Origin of the sequence: Teredinibacter waterburyi (genome assembly GCF_001922985.1) — a bacterium.
Classification (GTDB): Bacteria; Pseudomonadota; Gammaproteobacteria; order Pseudomonadales; family Cellvibrionaceae; genus Teredinibacter; species Teredinibacter waterburyi.
On the sequence record NZ_MRUH01000085.1, the window covers coordinates 25,020 to 51,548 of the forward strand.

Sequence of the window (26,529 nt, forward strand, 5' to 3'; positions counted from 1 at the left end):
TACCCGATTCTAGACGCCTCGTCGTCTCGCAATATGCTATACCTGTTAGATAGAATTGACGAAAAGTGTGACAATTGCGTGGCAGATCAAACAACTCCTACACCGACACCAACCAGAGCTGGCTTCACCCTAGAGCTCGACGAAAGCAGCGGTCGCCTCTACGGTGTAGTCCCTAAGTTAGACGCAGATGCGAAACTAACAACAAACATCACCGCTATGCCGCAACTTAGAGCCGCTATCTCTGCCATCGGCTGCGATGACTGCTACTTCCCAACCGACAGTTTAAGCCTATTCTTAAAAAAATTAGACCGCCACGAGAGTGGGCGTTACGTTCTGGCAGAACGACGTGACGCAAGCCTGAGCTTACAAGTGAGCAAAGATAAGCTGCAGCTACGAATCCAAGCCCTGCCCTCCCAGGGTGGTGTGCCTTTATCAATCGAGCTTATTCAACAACAACTGGCAAAGCTCAATATCGCAGAACAAACCATTAAATCCGACCGACTACTACTCGTTGCCACTGCAACCGAAGCAATCGATATAGTCGTAGCTGAAGCCATCCCCCCCCAAAATGGATATGACACGACGTTTATTCCACTGACCGACAGCCGCCTAATCGTCGAACACAACAGTAATAGCGGAGACGTGATCGATCTACGTCAAAATTTTGAGTTTCTCACTGTTAATGAAAATGTTCCTGTGATGCAGCGCATTCCCGCTACCGCTGGTATTGACGGCATGAATGTCGAAGGTAAAGCGATAACCGCAAAAGCTGGGAAGGACTTAAAATTCGACAAGAAGCTAGAAGGGGTGAAAGTTTCAGACGATGGTTTACACCTTATATCCATCGTAAAAGGCCACCCCATTGTAGGCCCGCGCAGTGTACGAGTAGACCCCGTAATGAAACTCGATGCGGTGAATATTCACACCGGACACATTCGCTTTGATGGCTCACTATTTGTAAAAGGTGATATTGAAAGTCACTTTAAGGTCGACGTAACCGGCGATGTAATTGTTGCCGGTGCCATCTATAAAACCCAACTTAAGGCTGGCGGCAGTGTTCAGGTAAAGGGTGGCATTCAAGCCGACCATATTGGTGGAGAACATGGCTGCCACATTTCCAGCGGCGGCGATTTAACCGCAAAATTTCTCAATCAGGTCGAAATTACAGCGCTCGGCAACATCCATATCAGCGAATATATTATGCATAGCCAAATTACCGCACACGGCTCTGTAAACGTCGGCCAAGATCGCGGTCGCGGCATAATCATTGGCGGAGAAACCGTTTCTCACTGCGCCATCCACGCGCAAATACTGGGAAGCGATGCGTTTGTCAAAACCAACCTCAGGCTAATAACGAATAAAAGCTCAGAAGTTGCCGCTCGCCGACTAAATGAAAATTTAGCAAGGCGAAAGCTAGAAGCAATTCAGCTTACCAATATCCTGAAAAAAATCACCAATAACGAAACGCCAACAATGTTGGGCGAAGTGCAGTTCGACAAGACTGAAAAAATTCGCAACACCCTCGTTTCATTGCAGTTGAAAATTGCCGAGCTTGAAAATGCTCTACCGGCAATTGAAGCGCAAACAACACCAACAGACGAGTTAATGGTAACCGCAAAAAAACGTATATATCCAAATATTCAAGTTCACATCAATAGCCATCACTGGCGATGTGAAGCCGCCCTAGGCGCTACTTGCGTACAGCAACGCGACAAACTTGTTGTTGCCAGCCATCTAGAGCCTAGCAAAACAAAATCGAAAAAACCTAAATAGTATAAATGCACTTGATGCTTTATTCGGAGCCCACCATGTTAGTTGCCGACATCATGACAAAAAATGTCATCACTGTTAGTCCCGATAACGACTTAGCAGACTTGCGCCAACATTTCTCCAGCAAGAAATTTCACCACCTATTAGTTGAAGACAATGGTAAGTTGGTCGGTATCATATCGGACCGCGACGCTTCCGCAAATTCTAGCCCTTTCTTGGGCACGTTAAATGAACGTCCCGAAGACCGCGAACTTTTAGATAAAAAGGTTAGCGCTATGATGTCGACGACGATGGTAACGGTTGTAGTGGATACAATTATCGATTGCGCCGCAATTTTACTGCTGGAAAATAATATCTCTTGTCTGCCCGTGGTCGACCAAGAAATGAATATCAAAGGTATCTTAACCTGGAAGGATATCCTGCAATTCCATGTCTATGATGTTGATAAGACACTTTGCATACCGGCAGCAAACTAACTCAGCCAAGAATAAGCCCAAGCCAACGCCTACAGGAAAGTCAATGTCGCTTTTAAAAAGTGTATTTTCAAAGTCATCATCAGCGGAGCAGAAAGAGTGGCGAATTATAGAGCCCGGCGTCTACTCAATTAAAGATGCGCAGGATGCCTATTACCATTACCTATATCCAAGCAACACGCAAAAGCCGTTGAGCGTACCGCAAAAACTTGTGGTTAATGTTGTTAAAGGCAGCCTGCAAAAACGTGCAATTCGCAATCGTTCAGTGCCGCGATTACCGAGTGTGATACCGCGTTTATTACGCAGCTTGCGCGACCCGGATTGTTCTGCAAAAGATTATGTAGACATCATCAACAAAGACCCAGTTATGAGTGCCGCCGTATTGAAACTCGCCAACAGTGTTTACTTTAACCCTATCGGCGCGCGTATTGATGAAATTGACACTGCGGTAGTAAAGCTGGGAATCGACGGTTTGCGCTCGGTGCTTTCAGCTGCGGTAATGCAGCCAATTGTGCAGCGCGAGTCACCCTATTTTTCAACAGCCGGGAAAAAAATGTGGCAACACTCATTGTGCTGCGCGGTGGCCTGTGAACTGATTGCAGAGCACAGAGGAATGGAAAAATTTCGAATGTACGTAATGGGGCTGGTGCACGATATAGGGAAAATTACCGTGTTCAGTGAACTGTGTAAACAATACAAGCTAAATGGCAACGATGTAGAACCGGGCTATAACGCTTTTGTGCCACTGCTAAAGTATATGTCGCCTGCGGTTAGCTATTGGGTGGCAAAAGATTGGGAGTTACCAAAAGAGATCTGCAAGGCAATTGCAGAACAGGTGACCTTGCAGAAGGACGCAAAACTGTCGCCCTATGGCCACGTTTTGTATCAAGCCAACTTGGTTGCAGAAACTTACGTGACGCTCCACAAAAAAAACCCGAGCACCGCAAAAACCTTGTTATCGCAACTCGACCTACCTACAGACCTGTACGATAAACTCGATCTACTTTCACGCGAGGTTTGACGGGTCCCAGCTTTCAATAAACACAGCTCCCTGCTTTGTGGTGGCTAGGGCTCGTTTCGATTCAACAATATCGTATAGAAACCACTGCCAGTCACCCGGCCATAGGGGACTTCCGTCCGCCGGAATTTTACGCTCATTCACACATAAGAAATTTGGTTGTAACTGCTCGGCTATTACCTTGTGACGAGCATCGTAGCGATGCATAACCCACCCCACGGGCACCTTATCGGTTGCTTTGGCGAGCGCTATCATTTTTTCGTCGAAAGAAATTATCACGCGCTGGGCGGCCACTATTTCGCTTTCCGCTAACGCTGCAAACAAAAAATCTTTGCGGCTATAGGTTCCAGTCGCTACACCTTCAGCGGTCACATAACACTCTTCTTTTAACTCAATAAAGATAAGCCCTTGGAAATCGCGCAATACCTCGCACACCTGTTTGAGGCTCGCTATTGCACTAGGGTAATGTTGCTCGCCAAAACGCTCTGGCTCGTGAACACTTACCGCGCGCAGGTCACTAAATCGAGTTAAGGCTACATTCATGGCTTGGTTGGATGTACGCAAGGTATCGATATCGTGAATTACGACGCAAACGCCATCGGCACTAAGTTGAACGTCCAGTTCGATTGCATCCAAACCTAGCGCGGCCGCACTTTTAAAGCCCGCTAAACTATTTTCAGGGAAGTGTTCAGGGTTACCTCTATGCCCCACAATTTTGTAGGGCAAGGACGCACGAGTGGTTAAATCGCGATCGCCTAATCCCGGAGCGCCTGGTTCTAGATTTACATCCGTGTCTGCATCAGTAGGTTTAGCCATGCAATCGACAACTCCGTTTAGGGTTCATTAGCCGTATTAAATATCGCAACGAATATGCTGTTCAATTTCATCTTCGTAGAGTTTGAATAGCGCGTCGTGAACGTCGGCATCCAGACTAGCAAGGTCACTAACACTCACATTATTAACGACTTGCTCTGCTGATGATGCGCCGGTAATGATTGTCGAAACTGCCGGCTGATCCAAAATCCAACGCTGAGCGAACTGCGCCATGGTGTAATCATTAGGCTTATGTACGCCAAGCTTTTCAACCAGAGCCAGACCTTTGCTGAATTCTATTCCCGAAAAGGTTTCGCCAACATTAAAAGCATCGCCATTGCGGTTGTAATTGCGATGATCCGATTCAGCAAACGTGGTAGTACTGGAATATTTACCACTCAGCAAACCGCTAGCGAGAGGCAAGCGCACAATAATACCAACGTTATTCTCCTGCGCCTTGGCGAATAGCGCTTTAATAGGACGCTGGCGGAATAGGTTAAAAATGATTTGCACTGATGCCAAATCGCTGTGAGCGGCGCAAACCAACGCATCAGCCACGGTTTCAACGCTCGCGCCGAAATGGCTGACATGCCCTTCCTGCTGCATTTCACGCAGCCAGTCAAAAATTTCGCCGTGCTGCATTACTTCTGAAGGAATACAGTGTAATTGAATTAAATCGATACAATCGCGCTGCAAGCGATCTTGAGCGCGGCGAAGAGAATCACGCAAATCCGTTACCGAATAACCATCTGGATAGGAGCCGGGGCCACGGCCGTACTTGGTCGCAATTTTTATGTTAGCTGGCGCTTGCGCTAGAACCTTACCCAAATAGCTTTCGCTCTGACCGGCGCCGTAAACGTCTGCCGTATCAAAAAAAGTGATGCCCTGCTGAAGTGCTGTTTCGACAATTTCAGTTGCTCTAGATTCATCGATAGGACCAAAATCACCACCTAGCTGCCAACACCCCAAACCGATTTCGCTAACGGACAGGTTGGAACTTCCAAGGACTCGGTTTTTCATCGCTTATTCCTCTAAGGTAAATTCGTAAATTCTAAATGCGCCGCACCAATTCTGGCGTAACGAAAAAAAGCGGCGAGTAAAAACTCGCCGCAAAAAGTTAACACAGACTCACATACACTCGTGGTGTTACGAAGCCAGCATACCTAAACTTAGGTAAAATCTTAGTCGACAAATACACGCGCATTGCGGAATAGACGCATCCAAGCGCCATCTTCGCCCCACTCTTCTGGCGCCCAAGAGTTAGCGACTGTACGGAACACGCGCTCCGGGTGCGGCATCATGATAGTCGCGCGACCGTCAGACGAGGTCAAACCGGTAATACCAGAGGGCGAGCCATTAGGGTTAGCCGGGTAATTAACGGTGGCATTGAGTTGATTATCGATAAAGCGCATGGCGACGCGGCCATTTTGCTCACAACCTTGCCAAGCGTATTCATCGACAAATTCTGCGCGCCCCTCACCGTGCGCGACCGCGACCGGCATGTGCGAGCCGGCCATGCCCGCCAGCAGTACCGATTTAGTCTCTTCAATTCTAACCAGGCTGACTCGTGCCTCAAATTGCTCTGAAGTGTTACGCACAAAATGCGGCCAACGCTCGGCCCCCGGAATAAGTGACTTAAGATTCGACATCATTTGACAACCGTTACAAACGCCTAAACTGAAAGTGTCGTCACGGTGGAAGAAGCTTTGGAACTGATCGCGTGCCTGAGCATTGAATAAAATGGTTTTTGCCCAGCCCTCACCGGCACCGAGTACGTCACCATAGGAAAAACCACCACATGCGGCCAAGCCCTTGAAGTCGGCAAGGTCTACACGCCCAGCTAGGACATCGCTCATATGTACATCGATCGCGTTGAATCCCGCGCGATCAAAAGACGCGGCCATTTCAGCGTGACTGTTAACCCCCTGCTCACGCAAGATCGCTACCTTCGGACGAAGGCCTTTGGCAATATAAGGCGCACAAATATCTTCGCTTGGGTCGTAGCTTAGGCTTGCACTAAGTCCATTATTTTCTGCGGCAATAGTCGCGAATTCGGCATCGGCACAATCGGGGTTATCGCGTAAACGTTGGATCTGGTAACTCGTTTTACTCCAGAGTTCCTGTAGAGCAGAACGCGTATTTTGATATACCACCTCACCTTGGTGCTGAATCGTCAATTGCTGCTGTGCGGTTGCAGTGCCAATTTCATATACCGCGCCGGCAAGGCCCGCAGCATCGAAGATGGCTTTCACATTAACCAACTGGCAATTGGGTACTTGGATAACCGCACCCAGCTCTTCATTGAAAAGCAGTGCCGCGCTATCGCTAGTGCTAGATAACGCCGACAGATCGATGTTTGCACCGCAACGACCGGCAAAGCACATTTCAGACAGCACCGCGAACAAGCCGCCATCAGAGCGATCGTGATAGGCCGTAATCGCGCCCTCTTCCAAACAATTCTGAATCGCGCTAAAAAAGCCTTTTAGCAGTGCTGCGTTATCGAGGTCTGGCGCTTGTTCGGCCATCTCATTATAGACTTGAGCAAAGATCGAAGCGCCAAGACGATTCTGACCTTTACCGAGATCAATCAACAATAGTGTTGAATCTTCGTCTGGCTGCAGCTGTGGCGTAACGGTTTTGCGAACATCTAATACTGGAGAGAAGGCGGTAATAATCAATGACAAAGGTGCAGTTACGGCTTTTTCTGTACCGTCTGCCTCGGTCCAAGCGGTGCGCATCGACATAGAATCTTTACCGACAGGGATGGTAATACCCAACTCAGGGCAAAGCTCCATACCCACGGTTTCTACCGTGCGGAAGAGTTTTTCATCTTCGCCTGGGTGCCCTGCTGCACACATCCAATTGGCCGAAAGGCGCACATCACCAAGCTTGCCGATGCGTGTTGCGGCAATATTGGTGATCGCTTCGGCAATGGCCATACGACCCGATGCGGGGCCATCTAACAGCGCAAGTGGTGTGCGCTCGCCCAAACTCATCGCTTCACCGGCATAACTATCGTAAGACACTGTAGTAACGGCACAGTCGGCGACAGGAACCTGCCAAGGGCCGACCATTTGATCTCTAGCCACCTGACCGGTCACCGAGCGATCACCGATGGTAATTAGAAATTGTTTGCTCGCTACCGTAGGGTGTTGAAGAATTCGTTCCGCAGCCTCGGCGATATCGATTCCGCTGTAATCAAACGCACGGGTTTTAGCCTCTAAGCGCTCCGCCGTGCGATGCATCTTCGGCGCTTTACCAAACAAAACACTCATTGGCAGTTCGACCGGCTTAGCTTCGAACTCAGTATCGTTAACAATCAATATTTTTTCGTCGAGCGCTTCACCCACAACAGAGTAAGGGCAGCGTTCACGCTGACAAATCGACTCGAACTTCGCCAAGTTTTGCGGCGAAACGGCCATAACATAACGCTCTTGAGATTCGTTACACCAAATTTCTAGGGGCGACATACCCGGCTCGTCATTGGGAACGTTGCGCAGTTCAAAATGTGCACCACAGCCACCGTCTTTTGCGAGCTCTGGAAATGCATTCGATAAACCACCCGCACCAACATCGTGAATGAAGGAAATAGGGTTAGCTTTACCAAGCTGCCAGCACTGATCGATAACCTCTTGGCAGCGTCGTTCCATTTCTGGGTTTTGGCGCTGTACTGACGCAAAATCTAAGTTTTCGGAAGAGGAACCCGAAGTCATGGACGAAGCTGCACCGCCGCCCAAACCAATCAACATTGCCGGGCCACCCAACACTATTAACTTGTGGCCAGCGCTGAATTCATGCTGCTCGATATGTTCTTCTTTAATATTGCCATAACCACCCGCCAACATAATCGGCTTGTGGTAACCGCGACGCTCACCCGCAAAGTCGTCTTCAAAGGTTCGGAAATAACCGCAAATATTAGGTCGACCAAACTCGTTATTAAACGCCGCACCACCAAGTGGAGCTTCTTCCATAATGGTCAAGGCGTTAACGATACGGTTTGGCTTACCGTAATCCGTTTCCCACGGCTGGACATAATCGGGAATCTGCAGGTTGGAAACGGTAAAACCGGTAAGGCCAACTTTTGGCTTTGAGCCCTTACCAACAGCGCCCTCGTCACGAATTTCGCCTCCAGAGCCGGTACCAGCGCCCGGATGAGGTGCAATGGCTGTGGGGTGATTGTGGGTCTCAACTTTCATCAGCAGATGAATTGGCTCTTGGTTGTATCCCCAGGTGCGTGTTTCTGGGTCGGGGTAAAAGCGTCCAGCAACGGTTCCCTCAACGACCGAAGCGTTGTCCGCATAGGCCGACAACACCCCTTCGCCACCCTTTTCATAGGTGTTTTTGATCATCTTAAATAGTGACAACGGCTCGTCTTTACCGTCTAAGGTCCAGGAGGCGTTAAAAATTTTGTGACGGCAATGCTCTGAGTTTGCCTGCGCAAACATCATCAACTCAACATCGGTAGGGTTACGCTTAAGCTCGATGAATGCCTCGGTGAGGTAATCAATCTCATCTTCCGCCAACGCCAAACCTAAATCGGTATTCGCCAGTTCCAACGCTTGTCGACCGGCACCGAGGATATCCACTGTCGTCAGAGGCTTTGGCGATTCATGACGGAATAGCCCTTCGACCGAAGCGCTGGCTTTAAACACATCCTCAACCATGCGGTCGTGTAACAAAGCCGCGATATTCGGGTTGTACTCCACACCTGAAACTCGGTACTCGACGCCGCGCTCGATACGTAGGACGCAATCTAAACCGGCATTTCGAGCGATATCGGTCGCTTTCGACGACCAAGGCGAAATGGTGCCAGCGCGCGGGACGACTAAATAACTAGAAGCTTTAAAGCTTGGCTCGATTTCTGCAGCATTTATATCCGCATCTGCAGACAAATCCTCCTCACCGGCAGACGGCCCGTAGCGCAAGAGCTGCTCGAGAACCTCAACCTCACTGGCAGTGGGTTCGGATTTGGTCTCAATAAAGTGCACGAAATGAGCTTCAACTCGAGATACAGATAGGTCAGTTTTCTGCACAAGTTCGAGTAGCTTATTGAGTCGGAAGTCAGATAGAGCGGGAGCGCCACGCAAGGTCAGCATCGTTGGGTCGGGCCTCGATTGGTTTGAGTAAGGGCTTAAGTTCGGGTGTCATTAAAAACGGACTGCATTGTACTTTATCTGCAAAGTCTTAGGGAGCCTTTCCACTCTTAGGCCTCGAGGTAATTCGCCGAAGCCGGCCTAAGGCTCCGCCCTAAGTGTCTGTTTTAGCTAAATTGCGAACAAAACAGCCAGGCTAGATATAAATATGACAAAAATATCGACAATCTTCGCCAACATTCACGGAGACAAAATAAGGTCTGAGCAGCCGCGCAACAAAGAAACGGCGGCAACATTAAAAAGCCCCGCGAACCTAGGACAACCATACAATCCTGACCTAGACTAATTAAAATAATCGCCGTACAGCATAGCTGATCAAAAAACAAGCTATGCAATCACACAATTCAACGGTAAAATTGAGTAATAGTTATACAAAGCTTAGTTTTTGATTTTAAAGACGTTTTGTGCGCCTACCGCATTGCAATTCGCGCCATACACATCGAAACAACTAAGACTAAATGAGCCTTATTATGCTGAAACGAATAGGAATACCGCTGTTTAAGCACCTTACCCTGCTGGGTAAGCGCTTAGCTATGATCGGCGTTATTGCCGCGGTTACCACGCCGCTCGTCAGCAGTCGCATCCCCACCACCCTAGAGTCGGTAAAAGCTTCTGGGCAGTTAGTTGTTATCTCCCGCAACGGGCCAACAACCTATTATGAAGGGCCTAACGGTCATATGGGTTTTGAGTATCAACTGACGAAACGTTTTGCCAAATACCTAGGCGTAAGCTTAGAGGTAAAAGAGGTCGAAAACCTAGGTGAAATCATCAACCTGGTCGGCACCCGCAACGGACAACTAGCCGCCGCTGGCTTAACCGTAACCGAGCGTCGCAAAGAACAGGTTCAGTTTAGCGAACCCTACCTGCAAATCACTCAACAGGTGATCTACCACCAAAGTGAACACAAGCCCACCAGTGTTGCCGATTTACTCAATAAACGCATTATGGTAATTGGCAATAGTTCCCATGCCGAACACTTGCGCCACTTAAAGCTAGAATACCCAGAACTGCGCTGGGAAGAACGCCATGATGTAGAAATGCTCGATCTGATCGAGATGGTCCACGCCGGCGAAATCGACTACACAATTGTAGATTCCAACGCTTACCGCATTAACAGCAACATTTTTCCAAATGCAAAAGTTGCTTTCGATATTACCGAGCCGCAGGACCTCGCTTGGGCATTTCCAGCTCAGGCTGATGCCAGCCTATACATCGAAGCGCAGAAGTTCTTTGAGTCTATCAAGCAAAATGGCGTGCTGGAAAATATCATTGAAACCCACTACGGACATTTAGAAGAAGTCGAGTACAGCGGCGCGGTGCTATTTGCTAATCGCCTTGACGTGCGTCTTCCCAAATGGGAGGCACTATTAAAAGAAGCAGCGGCTGAATACGACTTAGACTGGCAGCTGTTGGCCGCGCTTAGCTATCAAGAATCGCACTGGAATCCGAAGGCAAAATCGCCTACTGGCGTGCGTGGTTTTATGATGCTTACGCTAGACACCGCTAAATTTGTGGGTATTAAAAATCGCCTAGATGCACGTCAAAGTATTTTTGGTGGCGCTAAATATTTCCGCTCAGTTTACGATCGTATTCCCGAACGAATTGTCGACCCTGATCGACGTTGGTTAGCAATGGCTGCTTACAATGTTGGCCTAGGACACTTGGAAGATGCACGCATCTTAACTGCGCGCAACGGTGGCGACCCAGATAAATGGCGCGACGTTAGAGAAAACCTACCTCTGCTAGCCAAACGTAAATACTACAAACAATTGAAGCATGGGTACGCGCGCGGCTGGGAGCCGGTGCGATACGTTAAAAACATTCGCAACTACCAATCCGTTATCGCTTGGAATCAATTACAAAAAGAGCGGACGCAACAACAAATAGCGCTGAACGATGCAGCGACCGAATTCGAAGAGTTTAGCTCCGTTATGACTGAGGCTTTGCGCAGTATCGCGGTCGACCCTGCAACCTCTGCGCTTTAACTACTAGAATTTGAATGACTAGAATTTTAATTACGAGAACTCGCATTTTGTTTTAAAGCTTTCTTTTTTTCCCTTCGCTCCGCAAAAAACTGCTGTATAAGAGCTGCGCTCTCACTCTCACAAACGCCTCCCGACCATTCAAAACAGTGATTAAAAATACCTGAATTTAAATGGCTGGGATTGCTCTGTAGCACTCCGGCTTTAGGTTCACTTGCGCCAAATACAACTCGCGCAATTCGCGCATGAACAATCGCGCCTAAGCACATAGTGCAGGGTTCGATAGTAACGTAAAGCGTTGCACCTGGTAGCCGGTAGTTACTAGATTTTTTTGCCGCCTCGCGCAACGCAATAATTTCGGCATGCGCCGTGGGGTCGCAACCGGAAATGGGGAGGTTAAAGCCTTCGCCTAATAGCGCATTATCACGCACGACCACAGCACCAACCGGCACTTCACCAGCCTTGGCGGCGAGCTGGGCTAGCGCCAAGGCTTTTGACATCCACTCGGCATCCATCGTCACTTTAGCTTCAGTCTCTATCGACATTTTTTTTAACAGTTTTGTAAATATTAAACTGTGCATTTTTATGCACGGGCGGCGCTGTAGCGTCGGTTGTAATATCCGTTTCAGGCTTAGCCTCACGCTTTACTTCAGGTGTTATTTCAGCCTTAGACCACAAGTCGATATTTTCTCTGCTTGCCGGCGGTTCAATAGTTTCCTCGGCTAGGCCTGTGACTTTTTCTAGCGATGCTGCGGCTTGTTGCGGCTCGTTCGTTTCTAGTCGCGCATCCAGCTTTTGTGACTTACTCAGCGCGTGTATCTCGCTTTGTTTCGACAAGTCTTGCTCAGCGTGATCAACAATTGGTTCAGCCAGGGTCTGTTCGGCCACAATTTCGTGAAGTGCTAATTTTTGAATATAGAAATCGGCCTGCATAGTAAGCGGCAAATGTTCACTCAATTTACTTTTCGCTTCGCTGTTGCCATGCCAATTAAACGGCGTCATCGCGAGCAAATTATTCGCGGCTGCGGCGCTTGTCAGTTCGAACTCAAAACTCACTTGGTGCTCTTCAAGCAGCTCCACACCCGTTTCTATTTCCGGTGCTTGGTGAGTATTTACCGTATCGTAAATCATATTTTTCAACTGACGCAGATGGTCTGGCCCGGGTGAGACGCGCAACCATATACCACCAGGCTTTAATACCCGCTGCACTTCTTGGCTGTTCGCGGGTGAAAACACGCTAAAACAACAGTCCACGCTGTTATCTGCGACCGGTAAATTTACCGTGCTGGCAACTGCAAAATCGGCGCACACGGAACCAGCCGCGGACGATGCCGTAAGTTGTTTAAACCCTACCGCCGCTTTTTTAACGGCCGGTTTGGAAATATCGACACCATAAAAAGCATCGCCGCTACGCTGTCGCTCAGTTGTAGCTCGAAATAGCTGTTCTAAGTAATACCCTTCGCCGCAACCCAAATCGAGAAAGGTCGCTGAGCCATCAGACGGCTCTAGATGGTCGCAATGGTCGACCATTAAAGACGCTAAAAATTCGGCCATTGGCTGATAAAAGCCTTGGTGTAAAAAAGCATGGCGCGCTTGGATCATTGCGCTGTTATCGCCGGGTTCACGACTGTGTTTCTGGTTTGCTAAGAGCAAATGCACATACCCCTGACGCGCGCGGTCGTAGCTGTGTTTATTTGCGCATATCAAGCCGGACGTTGGTGCAGCGGGTTTAGTCGGCACAGCCGTTACTACCGTTTCGACAGGAATCGCTTCGACTGAAACCATTTCGAGGCCGTCTATGGGAGAAAGCTCGGTTGGAGACAAGCCGAGATCATCTGTCGCGACAGGGCTCGGCGCCGGCACGATAGCAACAAACTCAGCTGAAACGAGTTCAGTGCGACATTTGGGACAGATCCAAATCATATCGACGACCTCGCCTGATCAAACTCTTCATCGCTCATCGGCCCGATATAATCGAATCTTGGTACCTCTTCGCCAACAGCGGTATCCACAGACTCTAAAAACATTGCGGCAGGACGCACCCACATACTGAAATCACCGTATAAGCAGAAGTAAACTACCATGCTTTCGCCGGTTTCGGAGTGTTTGGCAAGCCCCACGACTCGGTAGTCATTGCCTTTGTAATGTCGATATCGACCGGTTCGAACCTGAGTTGTCATAGGGTCTGCCTCCAAAGATGAAATCATGATGCTAAAGCACTACCATAGCGCCCCAAGTAAAAGCGCCGAAAAAGAATCTAGCGGTTAAACAATGTCCAAATAGCGCCTAAAACGCGCCGCTGAAGTATAGCGCTGAGTACAGCTGAAGCGGCAAAAGCAGGCACTATACATGAGGCTACAGCAAAGGCCACTGCCTTGCTGCCCGGCGAGAATTTGGCACAACCAAAATTTCTAATCGAAAACAACAAACCGAGGCTTACTATACGCGTTATGGCAACTATTCATATTATCGTCGGGTCCGTGATGGGTACTGCCGAAGCATTGGCAAACTGGATTGCAAATGAATTGCAAAGTAGCCCCCTTAACGTTCGCGTGAATCGCGAATTTAAAGCTGGCGAGCTTTTTAATAGCGCGGACGAGGTGGTATTGGTCTGTACGTCTAACACTGGCATGGGCGACTTACCGCAAAATATTCAGCCATTACTTACACATATTGGCAACGACTACCCCGCCATTGCCGGTCGCGGTTACGGCATCATAAACTTGGGCGACAGTTCATACCCTAACTTTGCTCAAGCTGGGCAAACGCTAAATGAAGCTTTTGCGGATATCGGTGCAACGCTTATCGGTGAACCGCTAGTGATTGATGCACTCGACGACCAGTCTCCCGAACAACTCTGCAGTGCTTGGCTAAGCAGCTGGGTTGATCAGGTGAACGGTTTTCTGGAGGTGTCTCGATGAACACAACCGCCCCAATCGCGCTTTTTTATGGCAGTTCTACCTGCTACACCGAAATGGCCGGAGAAAAAATTCGCGAACAATTGCAAAGCCACCTCAAGGCTTTAGGCAAACTATCAGCGGATCAGAGTAATGCCGTGGACGTGTTCAATATTACCGACGAGCCACTAGCTACCGGTCTACTTTACGATTATTTGATTTTCGGAATTCCAACTTGGGACTACGGCGAACTGCAAGAAGACTGGGAAGAAATTTGGGACGATATCGACGAGCTAGATTTTTCGGGTAAAACCATCGCCCTTTATGGGCTCGGCGATCAGATTGGTTACCCCGAATGGTTTTTGGATGCGCTCGGTTTTTTGTATCACAAACTTAAAAAACAAGGCGCTTCGTTAGTGGGGTTTTGGCCGATCGCAGGCTACAGTTTTGAAGCCAGTAAAGCCTTGAGCGACGACGGCGAGCACTTTGTCGGCTTGGCTTTAGATGATGAAAATGAATTTGAAAAAAGTCCCGCTCGAATACAGAGCTGGTGTGAACAAATCGTGCAGGAATTTGGTTTGTGAGCACAGTGCAAGATCTCAATTTTGGCTTCGCCGAACTGGCATGGAATGACGATAACCAGCCTATCGCCAGTCGCTTCAACGATGTGTATTTCTCTACGACAGACGGTATCGCCGAAAAGCGTTACACTTTTTTAGAAAACAACAACCTTAGCCAGCGCTGGCAACAACAAAGTGCATCCCACAGCTCTTTTACCATTGCCGAAACGGGGTTTGGCACTGGGTTAAACTTTTTATTGACCTGGCAGCTATGGCTTGAGGCTCGCCGCCTCTTCCCAGACTGCGCGCCCTCTCAGTTGCATTATATTTCATTGGAAAAACACCCCATAAGTTGGCGAGACTTAAAACGTATATGGCAATTATGGCCGCAGCTGCAGCCGCTTAGCGACGAATTACTCGATGCCTATCCGCCACTGCCAACCGCTGGATGTGTGCGCTTGATACTCAATCGGGGCTTGGTTCATTTGACTCTTTATATTGGTGATGCTGCGACTGGTTTGCGGCAGTTTTCACCCTGCTCCGATCGCAATAATGCCGCCCCAAAAAATATGAGCTTTAATGGCATGCAGACGAGTGTCGACGCTTGGTATCTGGACGGATTTTCACCGGCGCGCAATCCCGACATCTGGTCGCACACATTATTCGCCGCGATGGCAAGGTTGTCTCATGCCGACACGACTTTTGCCACTTTCACTTCGGCGAGACTAGTAAAAAAGGGTTTAGTGGAGGCGGGCTTTCAATTAATCAAAAAGCCCGGCTTTGGATTAAAACGCGAAGTAATCTGCGGTAATTTTCAAGGCACTCGAAACTGCGCGGCTCATGAACAAGGCAACAGAAAAACACCCCCAAGAAAAATCAAGCGCGGAGATACCAGCGACCACTATTGGCATTTACAGGAACTTCGCACACGAACAGAACAAACATCAACAGAAAGAGAGGCTAATCAGCGACCGATAAAATCGGCTTTGGTTATTGGTGGCGGAATAGCCGGCTGTAACACCGCCTTCGCACTTTCGCAACGAGGCATTCAGGTCACACTGTTAGAGCAATCTGCTGGGCTCGCCGACGGCGCTTCGGGTAATCGCCAGGGGGTTGTCTACACCAAACTGTCGCCCCACCCAAGTCAGCTCAATCAATTTAATCTCTGTGCGCAAATATTTGCCAACCAGTACTACGCCCAAAAACTGAACGGAACCTCGTTATTTGACCGTTGTGGCGGCGCAACTGGGGTACTGCACTTGGCGGTAACGACAAACCAAGTCGAGCACTATCGCAAACTTGCTCAGCACTATGATGACTGCCCACAATTTTTGCAGTGGCTAAGCCCAGAGCAGGCCAGTGAAAAAGCTGGGGTTGAGCTCAATCATCCAGCACTTTGGCTGCCCAACAGCGGCTGGCTAGCGCCTCACAGCCTGTGTGAACAACTCACCAGCCCAGCCAATATCGACCTGCGATTAAATTGTAAGGTGGCGAAACTAGAGCGGTGGAAAAACGCTGAGAACGGCGACCAAGAAACCGAGCAATGGCATGCCTATTCTGACAGCGGCGATATCATCGCCAGCGCAGATACCTGTGTAATCGCCAACGCCGGGGCTTCACAACAGTTCTCACAAACCGCAGGGCTGCCGTTAAAGCCGATTCGCGGGCAAGTAACCCATCTAAGTGAGTCAGCGCCTCTGGCGGCCGACTGGCAGCTACACAAGCTATCTACCACTCTGTGCGGGCGCGGCTATATCACCCCCGTCTACGATGGCTATTTCAGCTTTGGTGCCAGCTTCAATTTGAATGAGAGCGCAACCGAACTCAATCCTGATGACCATCAGGTCAACCTCGATAATCTAGCGTCGATGCTCACCCATGTGCAAAGTAGCCAGCAGGAATCACTCAGCGATACCTTGGAGGGCCGCGTCGGCTTTCGCAGCACCACACCTGACTACTTCCCAATCGTCGGGCCAGTGCCAAACCAGCCACACATGCTCGAACAATTTGCTCCCCTGCGTCACAAGGCCAATGCGATTATCGACGCGTCTGGCAGCTACTACCCACAGCTCTACACCTTGCTAGGTTTGGGCTCCCGCGGTCTCGCCTACAGCCCCTTGGCTGCCGAGCTGATTGCCAGTTTAATCTGCAACCAACCGCTTCCCGTCGATCAGCAACTATACCGCTACCTGCACCCTGCACGATTTTTGATCCGAAATTTGATCCGCAGCGAGCGCTAATCGGGTCTAGACTTAGAGCGACATTAATATTAGAGGACTTCGCTATGCTGCTCGGTGCCGGTAGACACAAATTTCAAGACCTTCCCGCGCGCGACTCGGTGCACAACTATTACGAGCATATAGTGACCGAGCAGTTACTGCGCGCCAACGACCGCGTGCATTCAGACCCAGACTTTATGGCCGATGTGCTCTGCGTAGCGCTGAATCGCCTACCACCGCGCTATGTGCGCCACGATGTGGATATGACCTTTTTTCTATCGCCAACCGAAATGGAAGAGATGACCAACAAGGTGGTTAAGGCGGTAAACGACGCAGTCACCTATGTTGAAAGTCGCGGTGAACGCAGCGAGGAAGATCCGAGCGAATAGAAAATAGGCTAGAATGGCGGCTTTCAAATTATCGTAAAAGCTTGAAACACCGCCATGCTTAACTACACCCCATTCTGCCAACCCGTCGCCCGAACTAAGATTAGTGCGTCAGGTAAGGCGAACAAAAACAACCAAAGCCTCGCCCTATACGCCATTTTACTCACGCTGTTTGTTCTTCTTAGCCCCTCAGCAAAAGCTGCTCGCAGCCTTCCTCAGGACGGCCTAGCCCTTAGCTACGAGGTGATTAAAACACTCCCTCACGATTCAGACCTTTTTACCCAAGGATTAATCGTCGCCGATGGCAAATTAATTGAGTCTAGCGGCTTATATCGCAAATCCATGGTGCGCAGCTACGATATCGAAACCGGCGAAACCGAACAGCAAACCGCCCTACCTCAACAAATTTTCGCCGAAGGGATAACCCTGTTTAACAACCGCCTCTATTTATTAACCTGGCGAGCCGGACTGGTTTATACCTTAAACCCGAAAACACTGAAGGTTAATGGCAGCAAATCCTACCAAGGCCAAGGCTGGGGTATCACCCACGATGGCACTCAATTGATTACCAGCGATGGCAGCCACTTACTTTCGTTTCGAGATGCCAAGAGTTTCAAGGTTGGAGCCCAACTTGCCGTCTTTGACCCCTACCTAGAAACACCACTCAGAAACCTAAATGAACTGGAATATGTACAGGGGCAGATTTGGGCGAATCGCTGGCAAACCCCCTATATCTATCGCATAGACGCCGAAACAGGTAAGGTTACTGGTGTACTAGATCTAACCGCATTGATCCCCGCAGACAAACGCAGTTCCAACCAAGACGTGTTGAACGGCATCGCGTGGGATGAACAACAGCAAGGCTTTTGGGTAACCGGGAAATACTGGAACCTACGCTACCTTATTCGTGTTACGCAAGCCGATCTGCTCACGCCCCCCTCCGCGCCGTCAAAGCCAGCCATCTCCAGCGTATTCATCGACCCTGAAAACAACAAAACTAACGACGTGGTTCCCGACCAAACTCACAACAACCGGGACAAATAACCTGCAGCAACTAGCTTAGTAACACTAGGCAATACTTCGCGCTAACAGGCAGCAACTTGTAGTGATCGGTGCATATCGCTTGTAATAGCCACAGCATTGCTTAAAATGCGCGCAATTTCGCCACAACCGCGGTACCCCGAATGACAACTGAATTACTTTCTCCGGCTGGAACCTTAAAAAGCATGCGCTACGCCTTTGCCTATGGCGCAGACGCTGTATACGCGGGGCAACCACGTTATAGCTTACGTGTGCGCAACAATGAATTTAATAAAATCGAAAACTTGGCGATGGCCGTAGATGAAGCACACAGCCAAGGTAAAAAGTTTTACTTAGCCAGCAACCTATCGCCCCACAATGACAAAGTACGCACCTATATTCGCGATCTAGAGCCTGTCATCGCCATGAAGCCCGATGCGCTGATTATGTCTGACCCTGGGTTGATTATGATGGTGCGCGAAACATGGCCGGATCAACCCGTGCACCTGAGCGTGCAAGCGAATGCGGTGAATTACGCAACGGTAAAGTTCTGGGCCAAGCAGGGCATCGAGCGCATTATCCTGTCGCGCGAGCTTTCAATCGATGAAATTGAAGATATCCGCAACGAATGTCCAGAAGTTGAACTGGAAGTGTTTGTTCACGGCGCGCTCTGTATTGCCTATTCGGGCCGCTGCTTACTGTCCGGCTATATGACTCACCGCGACTCCAACCAAGGCGCCTGCACCAATTCTTGTCGCTGGGAATACAACACCCATGAAGCCAAAGAAACCGATACTGGCGATCTTATCGCCGTAGATTCAGGCAAGCAGCTCAACACCTCTGCATTAACTTGGTCCCCGGAGGCAGAAACACAGACCACAAACGGCCACGATGAAGTTGCACCAGTGCTCCTACAAGAAAAGAGTCGGCCCGGCGAATACATGCCCGCCTACGAAGATGAGCACGGCACTTACATCATGAACTCCAAAGATCTGCGCGCCGTGCAACACGTTGAGCGTCTCGTCAAAATGGGCGTACACTCGCTAAAAATCGAAGGTCGCACTAAATCTCACTATTATGTCGCCCGTACAGCTCAAGTTTATCGTCGCGCCATCGACGCCGCTCAGTCTGGGCAAGCGTTTGATATGTCGCTAATGCGCGAGCTAGAACACCTTGCCAATCGCGGCTATACCGAAGGTTTCTATCGTCGCCACGTCCCCAGCGAATATCAGAATTACGAAAAAGGCGTATCCGACAACGGTGCTCAGCAATTTGTTGGAGAAGCCATTCAATATGATGCCGCCAACGGTTGGCTGACACTAGAAGTGAAAAACAAATTCCACAAAGGTGACGCGCTAGAGCTGATCACCCCCCAGGGTAACGTGCCTTTTTTGCTTACCGACATGGAAAATCGCAAAGGCCAAAGCCTAGATGTTGCGCCGGGCTCTGGCCATGTCGTTCGCATCCCGATCCCTGACGTTGGATTGAATGAAAACGGCGGTTACGCTATGTTAATGCGCCACATCCCCTAAGGCCGGAAACTTATAATGCCCCAAGCCAACACACTCGAAGAACCAGCCCCGCAAACGCCACACATCATTCGCCGCGGCGAACTCGATATAGTGCAAATTGATAACGCCGCTTGTAGCGCGGAAGTCAGTCTTTTTGGCGGTCATGTGATGAACTGGCACCCCTCGGGGCAAAAACCAGTATTGTGGATGAGCAAAACGGCTGCCAGCGATGCCAAAACGGCGCTGCGCGGTGGTATTCCTATCTGCTGGCCATGGTTCGGTCCAGTCGAAGGTAAAGGCCGACATGGCTTGGTGCGCAATCGTAACTGGAAGATCGAGCACTACAAAGAACGCAGTCGCCATACCGAACTTGACCTTAGTATCGAACTAACCGACGCCGAAAACCCTTGGCCACACCCTAACCGGCTACTGCAAAAACTCGTGTTTGGGCGAACCTTGCAACAAACGCTGGTGATGGAAAACCACACATCATCTGTACAGTGTTTCGCCTATGCGTTACACAACTATTTTAAGGTCAGTAACCCCGCTAATGTTGCCATCCCCGATATTAGCAACACACTCTACGACGACAAGATCAGCAACGAGTCACAGCTTATCGATCAGGGCGACCAAGCCTACACAGGCCCAATAGATCGCATCTATCAGTGTGACGCTTCAGCCGAGGTAATCGACACTGGCTACAAGCGAAAAATCGTCATTGAAAAGTTTGGCTCGCAGCATTGGGTACTTTGGAATCCCGGCAGTGATGCCGCCAACCTTAGCGACGTGCACGAGGGCGGGGAAGATAGCTTTTTATGCTTTGAGGCCGCCAACACCGCAGATATTATTGTTCCCGCTGGCAGCCAAATTGAAGTTGGACAGGTTATTTCGGTCGAAGCCAACGCGTAACTAAGCAGCTTAATTCCTGTTCGCTATCCGAACTACACCCTAAATAGCACCCCGTCTTAACTCTCTCGTCGTCAGTGTGGCGGCGATTGATTTCAGTCAAGGTTCATTTATGCAGAAGCTCTAGACTGCAAATATGCAGAAAAATGAGCCGACACAGACAATGATTCAATACCCCCGACTCGATCAAGCTAGCAACGAGATAGTGGATTTAGAAGCCCACCGTATACTGAGCCGTTTTCGCGGCAGTCACGGCGGTCACATAAACCTTGCTATCAATACCCTCGATTTCCGTCCGTTTATGGATAGCGAAATTCAACCTGCATTCGAAGGCCCTGTGAGCAAGCTTCTGGTCAAAGAAGTTTCCCTCTGGTCGAAAATGATTGGCCGTAAAAGTGTACGCCAGCTGTTGCTAAGCCACCCTTTTGCACTTCTCGAACCCTATCAGTTGACCGAAGTTATGCACGCTTTGGCGTCACACTTCTCGCTTTCGGAAGCCGCAGATCGCCGCTATGTGGCAGCATCCAATATTCGTGAAATCGGCAGCCAGCACATCGCATTGCTAAAAGGCTTGGGGTTTAATCATTATCAATTAATTACCGATTATCGTGACCTCGCGGAGATGTCGCTTATTCGAAACGCTATGCGTCAAATCCGCCAATTTGCGTTTCGCAGTGTCAGTATTCAAGTGCGTGATGCGGACTGCCTTGACGACCTACGCGGCCATATTCAAGAATTAACCCGCGAGTGCTCCCCCAGTTTTATCTTTGTTGGCAACCGCCCGAAATTACTCAACATAGACCCAGCTCAACAGGAACCTGGCACCATTATCTTCGACGGTGAAGACGACGTTACTGACAACACACTTACCCTAGGGTTAGAAGAGAAATCCTTTTTCGACGGATTGGAAATTGAGAATTTTTGCGATCCACAGCGTTACCTTAACGCGCTCGAATCCGGACGCCTCCCCATTCACCCTTTTCATCATCAAAGGTGAATGCCTGTGGCGGTTTGTGCCGAGTACTATATAATCAATGAGTCTTTACAATCTCATATGGAATAGTCGATGTCGGTACAAACTGCTTCACCGCGACAATGTCACTCAACCCCTCATGTTAATTGTGCAGACTGCCGCCTTGCATCAATTTGCCTGCCGATCAGTTTGCAGATCGACGACATCGAAAAACTTGATGACATAGTACAGCGTGGCCGTCCTGTGCAGCGTGGCGATCGTATCTACCACGCTGGGGAGAACTTCCATGCCGTATTCGCACTTCGTTCTGGCGCCGTAAAAACGGTCTGCGTTACTCACGATGGGCAAGAGCAGATAACCGGCTTTTACCTACCCGGCGAAATTTTTGGGATGGACGGCCTTGCCTCCAACAACCACACAAATTCAGCCATTGTGCTAGAAACCTCTGCTATATGCGAAATTCCGTTTGCCCGCCTAGAAGAGTTAAGCTCACAAGTGCCCTCGCTACAGCGTCGCTTCTTTCAGCTAATGAGCAAAGAAATTGCACAGGAACAGCAGCTTATTACACTACTAAGTAAAAATAGCGCAGATGAGCGTATTGCCTCTTTATTGCTAAGTATTTCAACCCGTAACCACAATCGCGGGCTGTCAGCACGTGAGTTCCACCTAACGATGTCACGCTCGGATATCGGCAACTACCTTGGCTTAACCATCGAAACCGTGAGCCGAGTTCTAAGCCGCCTCCATAAGCAAGGTGTTATTGCACTCGACAAAAAGCATGTCATTATCAATGATTTGGACGCCCTCAAAAGCGTTGCGTCAATCCCCACAGATGCCGTGAAATAACCCGATGTCCGACAAGCTGACAGAGGTTTTAGACGCGATTGATAACTGCAATCGCGCCGACCCCAACCAAGAGTTCGATCTCATTAGCGGCACTATGCACCCCAAAGAACTCCTATACGGCCAACGTATGTCTCAGGAGCTCGCGCTATTCCTACCCAACGCATCAGAACATCTGCAAATTGCGGCACGCGGGCAACATATCGAACGCTGGACATCCGCACGCAGCGACTATCCCGAAGGGCGCGCCGGCTACAAAAAATGGCGATCGCAGCTGGGGCTATTTCACGCATCGCGAGTTGGCAGCCTTATGGAGGCTATCGGTTACGAAAACAGCGATATCGAACGGGTAAAGTTTTTACTACAAAAGCGTCAACTCCGGCGCGACGAAGAAACTCAAGCGTTGGAAAATGTAATCTGCTTGGTATTCCTTCGCTACTATTTAGATGCCTTTGCCGCCAAGCACGACGAACCCAAACTTATTGATATCATTCAAAAAACGTGGGGAAAGATGTCAGAAGCCGGTCATAGTGCTGCACTTGCACTACCCCTTTCGAGCGATATGCAAAGCCTGGTCGGCAAGGCTTTAAGCTAGAAATACCCGCATACCACCATCATTGCATCTGACCTTTGCGAGCTCCCAGCTTTATACAAAAGCGTGGTTACGGCTCGCAAAAAATGAATTTACCTGTCTATCCATACCCCCCCATAGCCTTCCCCTTGACCTAGCGACCCTCTACACATCGAAAAGCTTAGACCCGGTCACACTTTGACCATGACCGCCCACACAAACTTACACCACAACTCTCCGCCGATCAGCCAAAACCAACCACAGGCAAGGAACTGGATCACAAACCCTTGACTTTCATATCTGGGGGTACTTTAATGGTGCAGACCTTACCAAAACCAATAACAATAAAACTAGGTAATAAACGGGTGGAGATACTATGAAAAGTCTGACCTTAGTTGTAGCGCTACTCGCCACAGTAGCATTCTCAAGCGCGAACGCTTGCGATGAAACGTGCCGTAGAGATCGTGCGCAATCTGAATATAAAATTGAATTCCCAAGTTACCTTAACTGGAAGTTTTGCGAAGACACGCGCATGGACTTTATGACCCGCGACATGAAAAGTGTTGCAGACTACCAATCAAAGCATTTCGATACTCGCTACAAAGGCGGAATGCGCAACATTAAGAGTTTTGTTGAGCAACGCAAAGAGTGGTTAGTTGAGTGTGACGACTATATGATAAAGACCAATAAAGGGCGTATTTTTCAGGACGAAAAAACCACTGAGGACATTTTTGCTGCTCTAGACTCCGTAGCGCGCGAACTTGGGGCACTAATTGCCGGAGCGACCTACTCTAGCCAAGCTGGTGAAGAGTCAAATGCAATAATGAACGAAAAGTTTGACGGCCTGCTAACCTCCGTCGATGATCACATGACACTCATGCACCTTCGCGGTAAATATGTAAATCGCTAAAGGTTCGACTTTACGCGATAACAGCAATAAAAAAGGCTCCTATATAGGAGCCTTTTTTATTGCTGTTAAATAATACATCAGCCGCAACAGCGAGCTAATCACACACCTACCCGCGCTAACACCTAAGAAGATAAAATTAACTAGGATGCCAAGCTATCGCTATGGTGTGCCGCGTTAAGAGCCGCTTTTTTAATAGCTTTCATACCGCAGCGTAGCAAACAAGCTTGATCTACGGCCGAAAGCCCCTCGGGGAAATGGCTGGGGAATACCCCCATAGGTTGAAGCGGGTCACCCTCTACAGCAATTCTAAAACCAGTTGAGTGAAACGCTGAAAGTGTACGTAAATCGACATTCCAAGCATCAAAATCCATCGTGATACCTCCTTGTACTTCCTATATCGCCTATAGCTACCTTGCCAGTACTAGATATTTCCGAAATGCTCAACCGGACTAGGTTGAACCGAACAGCTAATTGAGTTTTTACACACCAAAGGCCTGCGTAAACACCATTGTTTGGCTGATACCGCATTTTACGAATAATCATTGCCGAGCCACCTTGTTTTTCGACAGCGAGTACTTTATTCAATGGATTTTAAAATTTCGACACCTTAACTGCTACCAGTACAAACCCACTTAAGTACCACCACCGTTATTGTTTTATAGTTTTTGTATGCTAAAACAACCTAGGGAGCCGATCTATTTCCAGCAAACAAGATGCGAACGAACCCACAGTAAAGCGCGAGCTATTGTGTCACCTTCTTCAAAAAGTGACAACTAGGTCACAATAGCCGTCCGACTATTGGTCACCTACTCCCACTCAATGGTGGCTGGCGGCTTGCTCGACACATCGTAGGTGACACGCGAAACACCCGATATCTCGTTAATAATGCGGTTTGAAACCTTCTCCAGTAACTCATAGGGTAAGTGGGCCCAACGCGCCGTCATAAAATCTACCGTCTCTACCGCACGAAGGGCGATAACCCATTCATAACGGCGACCGTCTCCGACAACACCGACAGACTTAACCGGCAGGAATACAGCAAATGCCTGACTGGTTTTGTGGTACCAGCCTGCGGCATGGAGTTCCTCTAGGAAGATGGCATCCGCATCGCGCAAGATATTCGCGTACTCTTTTTTCACCGCGCCCAGAATTCGAACGCCCAAACCCGGCCCTGGGAATGGGTGGCGATAGACCATGTCGTATGGCAAACCCAACTCTAAGCCAATTTTTCGAACCTCATCTTTAAACAGTTCTCGTAGGGGCTCAACAAGCTCGAAGGCCATGTCATCAGGCAGTCCGCCAACATTGTGATGTGATTTAATTACATGTGCCTTACCGGTTTTTGCTGCAGCCGACTCAATAACATCAGGGTAAATCGTACCCTGAGCTAGCCAACGCACATCTTTTAGCTTTTGAGCCTCTAAATCGAAAATCTCGATAAAAGTATTACCAATAATTTTGCGTTTTTTCTCTGGGTCCGCCTCATCGGCTAACTTACCGAGGAATAACGCTTCCGCATCCGCTCGGATCACCTTAACACCCATGTTTTTGGCGAACATATCCATAACCTGATCACCCTCGTTTTTACGCAACAGGCCGTTGTCCACAAAAACACAGGTAAGCTGATCACCGATTGCCTTGTGCAGCAATGCCGCCACTACAGACGAATCTACGCCGCCCGACAGGCCCAATAACACCTTGTCGGAACCAACCTGCGCCTTTACGCGAGCAATAGCATCTTCGACAATATTGGCCGGTGTCCAAAGCGGCTGGCATGCTGCAATTTCAAGAATGAAATGTTCGAAAATTCTCTGCCCCTGCAGTGTGTGCGTTACCTCTGGGTGAAACTGCAATCCGTAAAAATTCTTTTCGGCGCAGTACATTGCCGCTATTGGGCAAGATTCAGTAGACGCCATCAATTCGAAGCCTTCGGGAAGTGCCTCGACCTTGTCACCATGACTCATCCACACATCGAGCAAAGCGCTACCGTCGTGCCCGACATGATCTTTAATTCCATCAAACAGCGCACTACTGCCCTCAACCTTTATCTGCGCGTAACCAAATTCACGTATATCTGAACCCGCAACAGCACCACCCAATTGATGGGCCATAGTCTGCATACCGTAGCAAATACCCAATACAGGAATGCCGAGTTCGAATACACATTCAGGTGCGCGCGGCGAGCCAGCGTCAGGTACAGACTCCGGGCCACCAGCCAAAATAATAGCTTTTGGCGCGTATTCACGTATTTCGGCTTCGCTCATATCAAACGCACGAATTTCGGAGTAAACCCCGATCTCGCGCACGCGACGTGCAATCAGCTGGGTGTATTGTGAGCCAAAATCCAGAATCAATATTCGCTGGGCATGAATGTCTTGGGTCATAGGTTGCTCTGTATATATAGTTAAACTGTATGGTTAAACGGTCTGATTAAATGTCTAGCTGATCTCTGTAGATCGAGAAGATATTGGGAGCTAACGGTTTAGTGAAAAGCAAACAGCCCGTAAGTTATTCACTTACGGGC

Annotated in this window: 23 protein-coding genes; 15 read left to right on the top strand and 8 right to left on the bottom strand. The window is 49.1% G+C overall.

The window, feature by feature from the left end; translation table 11 throughout:
- The first annotated feature begins 78 nt into the window (after positions 1-78).
- Genes IDZ20_RS06055 through IDZ20_RS06065 form a run of 3 tightly spaced genes read left to right on the top strand, consistent with a single transcriptional unit; the run spans position 79 to position 3,264 of the window.
- On the top strand, positions 79-1,773 hold the full coding sequence (locus tag IDZ20_RS06055; RefSeq protein WP_188150535.1) for a flagellar assembly protein A: 1,695 nt from the start codon (positions 79-81) through the stop codon (positions 1,771-1,773).
- Between the two features lie 35 nt (positions 1,774-1,808).
- On the top strand, positions 1,809-2,246 hold the full coding sequence (locus IDZ20_RS06060; protein ID WP_188150536.1) for a CBS domain-containing protein: 438 nt from the start codon (positions 1,809-1,811) through the stop codon (positions 2,244-2,246).
- Positions 2,247-2,289: 43 nt separating this feature from the next.
- Positions 2,290-3,264 (top strand): HDOD domain-containing protein, encoded by a 975-nt coding sequence (locus IDZ20_RS06065; RefSeq protein ID WP_188150537.1) that lies wholly within the window; start codon positions 2,290-2,292, stop codon positions 3,262-3,264.
- Here the strand turns inward: IDZ20_RS06065 and IDZ20_RS06070 are convergent.
- The 3 genes from IDZ20_RS06070 to purL all read right to left on the bottom strand — a co-directional run bounded on the left by IDZ20_RS06070 (position 3,250) and on the right by purL (position 9,170).
- Positions 3,250-4,077, bottom strand: a complete 828-nt coding sequence (locus tag IDZ20_RS06070) for a glycerophosphodiester phosphodiesterase family protein (RefSeq protein WP_188150538.1) — start codon at positions 4,075-4,077, stop codon at positions 3,250-3,252. The two genes, IDZ20_RS06065 and IDZ20_RS06070, sit on opposite strands and share 15 nt — an antisense overlap.
- A 36-nt stretch (positions 4,078-4,113) precedes the next feature.
- Complete coding sequence (locus tag IDZ20_RS06075; RefSeq protein WP_188150539.1) at positions 4,114-5,094, bottom strand: aldo/keto reductase; 981 nt, start codon at positions 5,092-5,094, stop codon at positions 4,114-4,116.
- A 161-nt stretch (positions 5,095-5,255) separates the two neighbouring features.
- On the bottom strand, positions 5,256-9,170 hold the full coding sequence (gene purL, locus IDZ20_RS06080; RefSeq protein ID WP_188150540.1) for a phosphoribosylformylglycinamidine synthase: 3,915 nt from the start codon (positions 9,168-9,170) through the stop codon (positions 5,256-5,258).
- 527 nt (positions 9,171-9,697) lie between these two features.
- On the opposite strand from purL, the gene mltF reads away from it, so the two are divergent.
- Complete coding sequence (mltF, locus tag IDZ20_RS06085; protein WP_245792149.1) at positions 9,698-11,212, top strand: membrane-bound lytic murein transglycosylase MltF; 1,515 nt, start codon at positions 9,698-9,700, stop codon at positions 11,210-11,212.
- Between the two features lie 26 nt (positions 11,213-11,238).
- Here the strand turns inward: mltF and tadA are convergent, their stop codons facing one another.
- From tadA to IDZ20_RS06100, 3 genes are read right to left on the bottom strand one after another with little or no spacing between them, the layout of a single operon-like run.
- Positions 11,239-11,754 (bottom strand): tRNA adenosine(34) deaminase TadA, encoded by a 516-nt coding sequence (tadA, locus tag IDZ20_RS06090; protein ID WP_188150541.1) that lies wholly within the window; start codon positions 11,752-11,754, stop codon positions 11,239-11,241.
- A complete protein-coding gene (locus IDZ20_RS06095; protein WP_188150542.1) occupies positions 11,738-13,132 on the bottom strand; it encodes a methyltransferase domain-containing protein in 1,395 nt (464 codons plus the stop codon). Before IDZ20_RS06095 ends, tadA begins: the two co-directional genes overlap by 17 nt.
- Positions 13,129-13,389, bottom strand: a complete 261-nt coding sequence (locus IDZ20_RS06100; RefSeq protein WP_188150543.1) for a DUF1653 domain-containing protein — start codon at positions 13,387-13,389, stop codon at positions 13,129-13,131. The genes IDZ20_RS06095 and IDZ20_RS06100 overlap by 4 nt, the downstream gene beginning before the upstream one ends.
- 270 nt (positions 13,390-13,659) lie before the next feature.
- Here IDZ20_RS06100 and IDZ20_RS06105 point away from each other — a divergent pair, with 270 nt between their 5' ends.
- The 11 genes from IDZ20_RS06105 (at position 13,660) to IDZ20_RS06155 (ending at position 24,005) form a co-directional block, all read left to right on the top strand.
- The gene (locus IDZ20_RS06105) at positions 13,660-14,130 is read left to right on the top strand and encodes a flavodoxin domain-containing protein (RefSeq protein WP_188150544.1); all 471 of its coding nucleotides are present in this window, start codon (positions 13,660-13,662) and stop codon (positions 14,128-14,130) included.
- Positions 14,127-14,690, top strand: coding sequence for a flavodoxin FldB (fldB, locus tag IDZ20_RS06110; RefSeq protein ID WP_188150545.1), 564 nt, complete (start codon positions 14,127-14,129; stop codon positions 14,688-14,690). Before IDZ20_RS06105 ends, fldB begins: the two co-directional genes overlap by 4 nt.
- Positions 14,687-16,906 (top strand): FAD-dependent 5-carboxymethylaminomethyl-2-thiouridine(34) oxidoreductase MnmC1, encoded by a 2,220-nt coding sequence (gene mnmC1 / locus IDZ20_RS06115; protein WP_188150546.1) that lies wholly within the window; start codon positions 14,687-14,689, stop codon positions 16,904-16,906. Before fldB ends, mnmC1 begins: the two co-directional genes overlap by 4 nt.
- A gap of 44 nt (positions 16,907-16,950) precedes the next feature.
- The gene (locus IDZ20_RS06120) at positions 16,951-17,274 is read left to right on the top strand and encodes a late competence development ComFB family protein (protein ID WP_188150547.1); all 324 of its coding nucleotides are present in this window, start codon (positions 16,951-16,953) and stop codon (positions 17,272-17,274) included.
- A 54-nt stretch (positions 17,275-17,328) separates the two neighbouring features.
- A complete protein-coding gene (locus IDZ20_RS06125; protein WP_188150548.1) occupies positions 17,329-18,315 on the top strand; it encodes a glutaminyl-peptide cyclotransferase in 987 nt (328 codons plus the stop codon).
- Positions 18,316-18,455: 140 nt separating this feature from the next.
- Positions 18,456-19,823: a prephenate-dependent tRNA uridine(34) hydroxylase TrhP gene (trhP, locus tag IDZ20_RS06130; protein WP_188150549.1), complete on the top strand. Its 1,368-nt coding sequence runs from the start codon at positions 18,456-18,458 to the stop codon at positions 19,821-19,823.
- 15 nt (positions 19,824-19,838) lie between these two features.
- On the top strand, positions 19,839-20,711 hold the full coding sequence (locus IDZ20_RS06135; protein WP_188150550.1) for a D-hexose-6-phosphate mutarotase: 873 nt from the start codon (positions 19,839-19,841) through the stop codon (positions 20,709-20,711).
- Between the two features lie 160 nt (positions 20,712-20,871).
- Entirely contained in the window at positions 20,872-21,705 is an 834-nt protein-coding gene (locus IDZ20_RS06140; protein ID WP_188150551.1) for a hypothetical protein, read from the top strand.
- 69 nt (positions 21,706-21,774) lie between these two features.
- Positions 21,775-22,527: a fumarate/nitrate reduction transcriptional regulator Fnr gene (gene fnr, locus IDZ20_RS06145; protein WP_188150552.1), complete on the top strand. Its 753-nt coding sequence runs from the start codon at positions 21,775-21,777 to the stop codon at positions 22,525-22,527.
- A gap of 4 nt (positions 22,528-22,531) precedes the next feature.
- Complete coding sequence (locus IDZ20_RS06150; protein WP_188150553.1) at positions 22,532-23,119, top strand: DUF4202 domain-containing protein; 588 nt, start codon at positions 22,532-22,534, stop codon at positions 23,117-23,119.
- Positions 23,120-23,471: 352 nt separating this feature from the next.
- On the top strand, positions 23,472-24,005 hold the full coding sequence (locus tag IDZ20_RS06155; RefSeq protein WP_188150554.1) for a hypothetical protein: 534 nt from the start codon (positions 23,472-23,474) through the stop codon (positions 24,003-24,005).
- A 140-nt stretch (positions 24,006-24,145) separates the two neighbouring features.
- Here IDZ20_RS06155 and IDZ20_RS06160 read toward each other — a convergent pair whose 3' ends face one another.
- Together IDZ20_RS06160 and guaA are read right to left on the bottom strand one after the other, a co-directional pair.
- Positions 24,146-24,376 (bottom strand): hypothetical protein, encoded by a 231-nt coding sequence (locus IDZ20_RS06160; RefSeq protein ID WP_188150555.1) that lies wholly within the window; start codon positions 24,374-24,376, stop codon positions 24,146-24,148.
- 435 nt (positions 24,377-24,811) lie between these two features.
- A complete protein-coding gene (gene guaA, locus IDZ20_RS06165) occupies positions 24,812-26,389 on the bottom strand; it encodes a glutamine-hydrolyzing GMP synthase (RefSeq protein ID WP_188150556.1) in 1,578 nt (525 codons plus the stop codon).
- Positions 26,390-26,529 lie beyond the last annotated feature (140 nt).

Bases quoted from the DNA above. Each gene is read 5' to 3' on its own strand.
- fldB (WP_188150545.1), top strand. From the start codon at position 14,127: ATGAACACAACCGCCCCAATCGCGCTTTTTTATGGCAGTTCTACCTGC.
- IDZ20_RS06105 (WP_188150544.1), top strand. From the start codon at position 13,660: ATGGCAACTATTCATATTATCGTCGGGTCCGTGATGGGTACTGCCGAA.
- tadA (WP_188150541.1), bottom strand. From the start codon at position 11,754: ATGTCGATAGAGACTGAAGCTAAAGTGACGATGGATGCCGAGTGGATG.
- IDZ20_RS06125 (WP_188150548.1), top strand. From the start codon at position 17,329: ATGCTTAACTACACCCCATTCTGCCAACCCGTCGCCCGAACTAAGATT.
- mltF (WP_245792149.1), top strand. From the start codon at position 9,698: ATGCTGAAACGAATAGGAATACCGCTGTTTAAGCACCTTACCCTGCTG.
- IDZ20_RS06150 (WP_188150553.1), top strand. From the start codon at position 22,532: ATGTCCGACAAGCTGACAGAGGTTTTAGACGCGATTGATAACTGCAAT.
- guaA (WP_188150556.1), bottom strand. From the start codon at position 26,389: ATGACCCAAGACATTCATGCCCAGCGAATATTGATTCTGGATTTTGGC.
- IDZ20_RS06120 (WP_188150547.1), top strand. From the start codon at position 16,951: ATGCTGCTCGGTGCCGGTAGACACAAATTTCAAGACCTTCCCGCGCGC.
- trhP (WP_188150549.1), top strand. From the start codon at position 18,456: ATGACAACTGAATTACTTTCTCCGGCTGGAACCTTAAAAAGCATGCGC.
- IDZ20_RS06065 (WP_188150537.1), top strand. From the start codon at position 2,290: ATGTCGCTTTTAAAAAGTGTATTTTCAAAGTCATCATCAGCGGAGCAG.
- IDZ20_RS06135 (WP_188150550.1), top strand. From the start codon at position 19,839: ATGCCCCAAGCCAACACACTCGAAGAACCAGCCCCGCAAACGCCACAC.
- IDZ20_RS06070 (WP_188150538.1), bottom strand. From the start codon at position 4,077: ATGGCTAAACCTACTGATGCAGACACGGATGTAAATCTAGAACCAGGC.
- IDZ20_RS06155 (WP_188150554.1), top strand. From the start codon at position 23,472: ATGAAAAGTCTGACCTTAGTTGTAGCGCTACTCGCCACAGTAGCATTC.
- IDZ20_RS06060 (WP_188150536.1), top strand. From the start codon at position 1,809: ATGTTAGTTGCCGACATCATGACAAAAAATGTCATCACTGTTAGTCCC.
- IDZ20_RS06160 (WP_188150555.1), bottom strand. From the start codon at position 24,376: ATGGATTTTGATGCTTGGAATGTCGATTTACGTACACTTTCAGCGTTT.
- fnr (WP_188150552.1), top strand. From the start codon at position 21,775: ATGTCGGTACAAACTGCTTCACCGCGACAATGTCACTCAACCCCTCAT.
- IDZ20_RS06095 (WP_188150542.1), bottom strand. From the start codon at position 13,132: ATGATTTGGATCTGTCCCAAATGTCGCACTGAACTCGTTTCAGCTGAG.
- IDZ20_RS06100 (WP_188150543.1), bottom strand. From the start codon at position 13,389: ATGACAACTCAGGTTCGAACCGGTCGATATCGACATTACAAAGGCAAT.
- purL (WP_188150540.1), bottom strand. From the start codon at position 9,170: ATGCTGACCTTGCGTGGCGCTCCCGCTCTATCTGACTTCCGACTCAAT.
- IDZ20_RS06075 (WP_188150539.1), bottom strand. From the start codon at position 5,094: ATGAAAAACCGAGTCCTTGGAAGTTCCAACCTGTCCGTTAGCGAAATC.
- IDZ20_RS06140 (WP_188150551.1), top strand. From the start codon at position 20,872: ATGATTCAATACCCCCGACTCGATCAAGCTAGCAACGAGATAGTGGAT.